The following is a 6,562-nucleotide window of genomic DNA, read 5'->3' on the forward strand; positions in this document are numbered from 1 at the left end:
AAAATGAAAAAGATAATGACATTTTTATTATTTATTGGATGTATAAATCAATATATAATAGCACAAGAACAGAAAGTTATATTTATAACTTTAGATGGATTTAGATGGCAAGAGCTTTTTAATGGAATTGATAAGGAGCTTGTAAATAATGATAAATATAACTCTAAAATTGAAGAGCTAAAAACTAAATTTGATGCAGATTCTCCAGAAGAAAGCAGAAAAAAAATATTACCTTTTATATGGAGTTATGTTTCAAAAAATGGAATTATTTTAGGAGATAGAAATCAAGGTAGTTTAGTTAATGTTTACAATATAATGCATTTCTCTTATCCGGGGTATAATGAAACAATTACAGGTTATGCGGATGATGTTAATATTAAAAGCAATGATAAAATATTAAATCCTAATATTTCTATTTTTGAAAGATTAAATAATCATCCTTGGTATAAGAATAGTGTTTATATTTTCGGTAGCTGGGATGTTTTTCCCTATATATTTAATTATGAGAGAAGTAAACTACCTATTAATGCAGGATATGATCATGCGAAAAATCCTAATCAAGTTGAAAAAAACTTAAATAAATACCAAGATGAAACTCCAAAAAGATGGGATGGAGTTCGCTATGATATATTTACACATAATTTTGCTTTAGAGACTTTAAAAAATAAGAAACCAAAAATTTTATATATAGGTTATGGTGAAACAGATGACTTTGCCCATAATGGTAGTTATAATCATTACATTGAATCTGCTAATGTTAATGATTTGATGATAAAAGAATTATGGGACTACACACAAAAAGATCCTTTTTATAAAAATCAAACAACATTTATTATAACAACAGATCATGGTCGAGGAATTGGAGATGATTGGCAACATCATGGTAGTAAAATAAAAGGAGCAGATCAATCTTGGATTATAATGTTTGGGAATAAAATTAATTCTATTAATACCAATGGTCAATTTTATAATAATCAATTAGCAGAAACAATGACCAAAATAATTGGAATAAACTTTAAGTCAGATAAACCTATAGGTAAATCAATATTATAATTATTATTTTTAATGAACGAATAAAATCAGCTTTTTAGCTGATTTTATTCGTTATAATCTTATTTTTGATAGGTTTTAAAAATGAATATGAAAAAAATAATAATATTACTTGGTTTTTTATCTACTGTTACAAATGCTCAAGTATTAAATCATAAAGAAGGATTTAGTCGTCAAGATTCTTTACGAGGTACAAATAATGAATACAGAAGTTGGTGGAATGTTACACATTATTCAGTAAGTGTAGAACCTATAGAAAAAGATAAGTTTATTTCTGGAAATGTTATCATAAAATTTGATGAAGTCAAAAAACAACATGATAAACTTTTACAAATAGACTTACAAGAACCAATGCAAGTAAAATCTTTTGTTTTGAATGGAAAAACAATCAATGATTTTAAACGTGAAGGCAATGTATTCTTTATAAATACTGCTAAGGGTAAAATAAAATCAAAAAATAATAGTTTAGAGATTTCTTATTCTGGTAATCCAAGAGTTGCTGTAAAAGCTCCTTGGGATGGAGGATGGATTTTTGCAAAAGACCAACAAGGTCGTTCTTGGATGTCTGTTGCTGTACAAGGTTTAGGCGCTAGTGCATGGTATCCTAATAAAGATTACCAAGGAGATGAACCAGATAATGGTGCTGATTTAGAAATTATAGTTCCCAAAGAATTAGTAGGAGTTGGTAATGGACGATTAGTTTCTAAAAAAGAGAAAGGAGATAAAACTTCTTATAAATGGAAAGTTGTTAACCCAATTAATAATTATAACATCATACCATATATAGGACATTATACAAACTTTAAAGATTCTTTTCAAGGTGAAAAAGGAAATCTGGATTTAGATTATTATGTTCTAGATTATAACGTAGATAAAGCTAAATCTCAATTTGAACAAGCAAAACTAATGCTAAAAAGTTTAGAAGATTGGTTTGGCCCTTATCCATTTTATGAGGATTCATATAAGATAATCGAAGCACCACATTTAGGTATGGAACATCAATCTGGGATAGCTTACGGGAATGGATATAAAAATGGATATTTAGGTCGAGATTTATCAGGTTCTGGCTGGGGATTAAAATGGGATTTTATTTTAGTACATGAATCAGGACATGAATGGTTCGGTAACAACATAACTTCAAAAGATATTGCTGATATGTGGATACATGAAGCATTTACAGCTTATTCCGAAACATTATTTACAAACACTTACTATGGAAAAGAAGCTGCTGATGAATATGTTCGAGGAACAAGAAAAGCAATTCAAAATGATGTTCCTATTATTGGAGAATATGGCGTAAATCAAGAAGGAAGCGGAGATATGTATTATAAAGGAGCTAATATGCTACATACACTAAGAACTTGGATGAATGATGATAAAAAATTTAAACAAATGCTTCGAGGTTTAAATAAAGAATTCTATCATCAAACAGTAACAACAAAACAAATAGAAAATTATATATCCGAATTTTCTGGATTAGACCTAACAGCTTTTTTTAATCAATATTTAAGAACAACAGAAATTCCAACATTACAAATTAAGCAAAACGGTAATCATATTGAATTTAAATATATAAATGTTGTTGATGGATTTACAATGCCATTGCGTTTAAAAGATTCCAAAAAAGTTATATATCCAACAACAACTTGGCAAGTATTAGATGATAGCTTGATCAATAAAGCAATAGATTTATCTATAGATTCTAATTATTTTATAGAAACTCATATAGAATTATAAAGCAAATTTAATTTTTAGGGCAACTATTCCGCCTTCCGTTCCCACTTTTTTTATTTTTCAAAAAAATAAAAAAAAGTTCCACTCAAGTCGGGTTGCAAAACAAACTAAAAGTTAATCAAAACAAATATCATCATTCATAGATAATCAAAAAAGCATAAATTTGCTTCATGAAAAAATACATTGCATACGCAATCGCAACAGGATTATTATTAACAGCAGGTTGGCCTTCTCATGGTTTTCCTTTGTTATTATTTATAGGTTTTGTTCCTTTAATGCTTGCAGAACACCAGATTTCTCAACGGGCAGAGTTTAAAAAGAAAGGACGTAAAATATTCGGATTATCTTTTTTAGCATTCTTTATTTGGAATGCAGCCGTAATTTGGTGGTTACATTATGCAAAGGAAACAGATGCAAATGGAGATTTGCATAATTCTTGGACCGCATATCTTATTCCTGTTATTGCAAACTCACTGTTCATGTCAATTGTTTTTCAATTGTATCATTTTGTAAAGAAAAGAGCAGGGAATTTGTATGGTTTAATATTTCTTCCTGCCATTTGGATTTGTTTTGATAAGCTTACTTTAAACTGGGAATTAACTTGGCCTTGGTTTAATCTTGGGAATGGATTTGCTAATTATCACGAATGGGTTCAGTGGTACGAATATACTGGAACTTTCGGAGGAGCTTTATGGATTTGGATTGTTAATATTGTTCTATTCTTTTATATGACAGCTTATATTAATAAGAAAGAAATAAAGTACCTTAATAAATTAGGAATATATACAACAATATTAATTGTTGTACCTATAGGGATATCATATATTATATATGCAAATTACAAAGAAGAAGGTAAAGCGCTTAATGTTCTAGTATTACAACCAGACTTAGATCCTTATCAAGATAAGTATACAAAAGATGGGTTACAAATTTATAACGAACTAAAAACATTAGCATTAAATAATATACAATCTAATACTCAATTTATTGTAGCTCCAGAAACAGCAGTACCTGGTTCATCTGCATTAGTTTTTGATAATTTGTATAAAGATTTAATAGTACAAGATATTCAGCAGCTAACAAAAACTAAAAAAGATTTACATTTTATTACAGGGGCATCTTTAATTAGAATTTATCCAGTATCATCTTTAGCAACAGAAACAGCTTCTGTAATGAATGATGGAATCACATGGTATGATACTTATAACTCTGCTTTACAGATAGGTTCTAATGATTCTATTCAAGTTTATCATAAGAGTAAATTAGTGCCCGGAGTAGAAAATTTTCCATATCGTCAATATTTAATGCCAATTATTGGAGAATTTATGCTTAACTTTGGCGGCACAACAAAAACGTTGGGGATTCAACCTCATCGTTCTGTTTTCAAGAATAAAACAAACAACGCTACTGTTGCTCCGGTTATATGTTACGAATCTATTTACGGAGACTATACAACAGAATATGTGAGAGAAGGCGCAAATGTTATATTCACAATGACCAACGATTCTTGGTGGGGCTCTACCGATGGTCATCGTCAATTACTATTATATGGTAATTTGAGAGCTATTGAAAATAGACGCGCTATCGTTAGATCTGCAAATTCAGGTATTTCGGCTTTCGTTAATCAGCGAGGAGATATAATGAAGTCTTTACCATATGGAGAGCAGGGTGCTTTAAATGGTACAATTTTAATGAATAGTGAATTAACGTTTTATACAAAATATGGCGATGTAATCGCGAGGATAGCGCTGTTGGTAATGGGAATTATCTTGGCTTATACTCTTGCGCAGAAGTTGTTATATAAACAAAATAAGAAAAAAATATAAAATTAATAACCTAAAGAGTTGTATAAGTAATATATAATTTGTTACTTTGCACTCCGTTTAAAATAGGACAATACAAAATAAGATGTCAAAAATTTGTCAAATTACAGGTAAGAAGAGATTAGTGGGAAACAATGTTTCTCATGCTAATAATAAAACAAAACGCACTTTTGAAGTGAATTTGTTCAAAAAGAGATTTTTTATGCCAGAAACTGGTGAGTGGATTACATTAAGAGTTTCTGCACACGGTTTAAAAACAATCAACAAATTAGGAGTTGATGAGGCTGTTAAACGTGCACGTAAAGAAGGTTTAATCAAATAATTTAAGACACCATGGCAAAAAAAGGAAACAGAGTACAGGTTATTTTAGAATGTACAGAGCATAAAGAAAGTGGTATGCCAGGAATGTCTCGTTATATCACAACTAAAAACAAAAAAAATACTCCAGATCGTATTGAGTTGAAAAAATACAACGCAGTATTGAAAAAGTATACAATTCACAAGGAGATTAAATAATAAAATTTTAGACGATGGCAAAGAAAACGGTAGCAACCCTACAAACTGGGTCTAAAAAAATGACCAAAGTAATCAAAATGGTAAAATCTCCTAAATCTGGAGCTTACGTATTTGTTGAAAAAGTAGTTAGTGCTGATGATGCAAATTCTTTCTTCACGAAATAATTTGTACTTCACCTTACAGAAAAATATTTAAGGTTAATTGAGCTGCCTCGTTTTAGGGCGGCTTTTTTATTTCCTTTAATTTTGTGTATCTTCGTACGGAATTTTTAAGATAAATTAACTTTTAATGAGTTGGTTCAAAAAAATATTAGGAAAAGAGAGTAAAGAAAAGTTAGATGATGGTTTAGAAAAATCAAAAACTTCTTTATTCGATAAAATTAGTCGTGCTGTTGTTGGTAAATCAAAAGTAGACGATGAGGTTTTAGATGATTTAGAGGAAGTGCTAATTTCATCTGATGTAGGGGTAGAAACAACAATTAAAATTATTCGTAGAATAGAAGAACGTGTAGAACGAGATAAATATGTTTCAACTTCTGAATTGGATACTATTCTTCGAGAAGAAATTGCAGGATTACTTTCCGAAAATAATGTAGAAGATACAAATGGTTTTACAATTCCTAAAAAAGATATTCCTTATGTTATTATGGTTGTCGGAGTAAATGGAGTTGGAAAAACAACAACAATTGGTAAATTGGCATCTCAATTCAAGTCACAAGGTTTAAAAGTTGTTCTTGGTGCTGCAGATACTTTTCGTGCAGCAGCAGTAGATCAATTAGTGATTTGGTCAGAACGTGCGGGTGTTCCAATTGTAAAACAAGCAATGGGATCAGATCCTGCATCAGTAGCTTTTGATACAATTCAGTCAGCTGTGGCTCAGAATGCAGATGTTGTATTAATAGATACAGCAGGTCGTTTGCATAATAAAATAAACTTGATGAATGAATTATCAAAAATAAAACGAGTAATGCAAAAGGTTATTCCAGATGCACCTCATGAAGTTTTATTAGTCTTAGATGGTTCAACAGGTCAAAATGCATTCGAACAAGCAAAGCAGTTTACTCAAGCAACAGAAGTTTCTTCTTTAGCAGTTACAAAATTAGACGGTACAGCAAAAGGTGGTGTTGTAATAGGTATTTCAGATCAATTTCAAATTCCTGTAAAATATATAGGAGTCGGAGAAGGAATAAATGACCTGCAGGCATTTAATAAAATGGAATTTGTAGACTCATTCTTTAAGCGAAATAAATAAAAAAAATCAATAAAAAAATCCTCAAGAATTTCTTGAGGATTTTTTTTATATTCTATAATTTTTTAGAATTGTCTCCGATGACTAGATTTTACATTTAATATAGGTGGGCTTATTTTTTTTGAGCAATCCTTTAAGGTCGCGCTTTCCGTTTCAATCTTTTTACTTCGCTAGGATGCTTCGCAAAAAGG

At 30.1% G+C, this 6,562-nt stretch carries 7 protein-coding genes; all 7 read left to right on the top strand.

Translation table 11 applies throughout. From position 1 onward, the window contains the following. The first annotated feature begins 3 nt into the window (after nucleotides 1-3). The 7 genes from RT575_RS14785 (at nucleotide 4) to ftsY (ending at nucleotide 6,374) form a co-directional block, all read left to right on the top strand. Nucleotides 4-1,053, top strand: coding sequence for a phosphoglyceromutase (locus RT575_RS14785; protein WP_313581893.1), 1,050 nt, complete (start codon nucleotides 4-6; stop codon nucleotides 1,051-1,053). Between the two features lie 87 nt (nucleotides 1,054-1,140). Beyond that, entirely contained in the window at nucleotides 1,141-2,787 is a 1,647-nt protein-coding gene (locus RT575_RS14790; RefSeq protein ID WP_313581895.1) for a M1 family metallopeptidase, read from the top strand. 167 nt (nucleotides 2,788-2,954) lie between these two features. Continuing rightward, nucleotides 2,955-4,610 carry an apolipoprotein N-acyltransferase gene (gene lnt / locus RT575_RS14795; protein WP_313581897.1) on the top strand — a complete coding sequence of 552 codons (1,656 nt, stop codon included), beginning with the start codon at nucleotides 2,955-2,957 and terminating at the stop codon, nucleotides 4,608-4,610. Nucleotides 4,611-4,692: 82 nt separating this feature from the next. After that, complete coding sequence (gene rpmB / locus RT575_RS14800) at nucleotides 4,693-4,929, top strand: 50S ribosomal protein L28 (RefSeq protein WP_038337064.1); 237 nt, start codon at nucleotides 4,693-4,695, stop codon at nucleotides 4,927-4,929. Nucleotides 4,930-4,940: 11 nt separating this feature from the next. Continuing rightward, entirely contained in the window at nucleotides 4,941-5,123 is a 183-nt protein-coding gene (gene rpmG / locus RT575_RS14805) for a 50S ribosomal protein L33 (protein ID WP_038337065.1), read from the top strand. 14 nt (nucleotides 5,124-5,137) lie between these two features. Continuing rightward, nucleotides 5,138-5,287, top strand: coding sequence for a DUF4295 domain-containing protein (locus tag RT575_RS14810; protein ID WP_313385990.1), 150 nt, complete (start codon nucleotides 5,138-5,140; stop codon nucleotides 5,285-5,287). Between the two features lie 124 nt (nucleotides 5,288-5,411). Then, nucleotides 5,412-6,374: a signal recognition particle-docking protein FtsY gene (ftsY, locus tag RT575_RS14815; protein WP_313581900.1), complete on the top strand. Its 963-nt coding sequence runs from the start codon at nucleotides 5,412-5,414 to the stop codon at nucleotides 6,372-6,374. Nucleotides 6,375-6,562: the final 188 nt, after the last annotated feature.

It is taken from the genome of Chishuiella sp. (assembly GCF_032109125.1).
GTDB lineage: Bacteria > Bacteroidota > Bacteroidia > Flavobacteriales > Weeksellaceae > Empedobacter.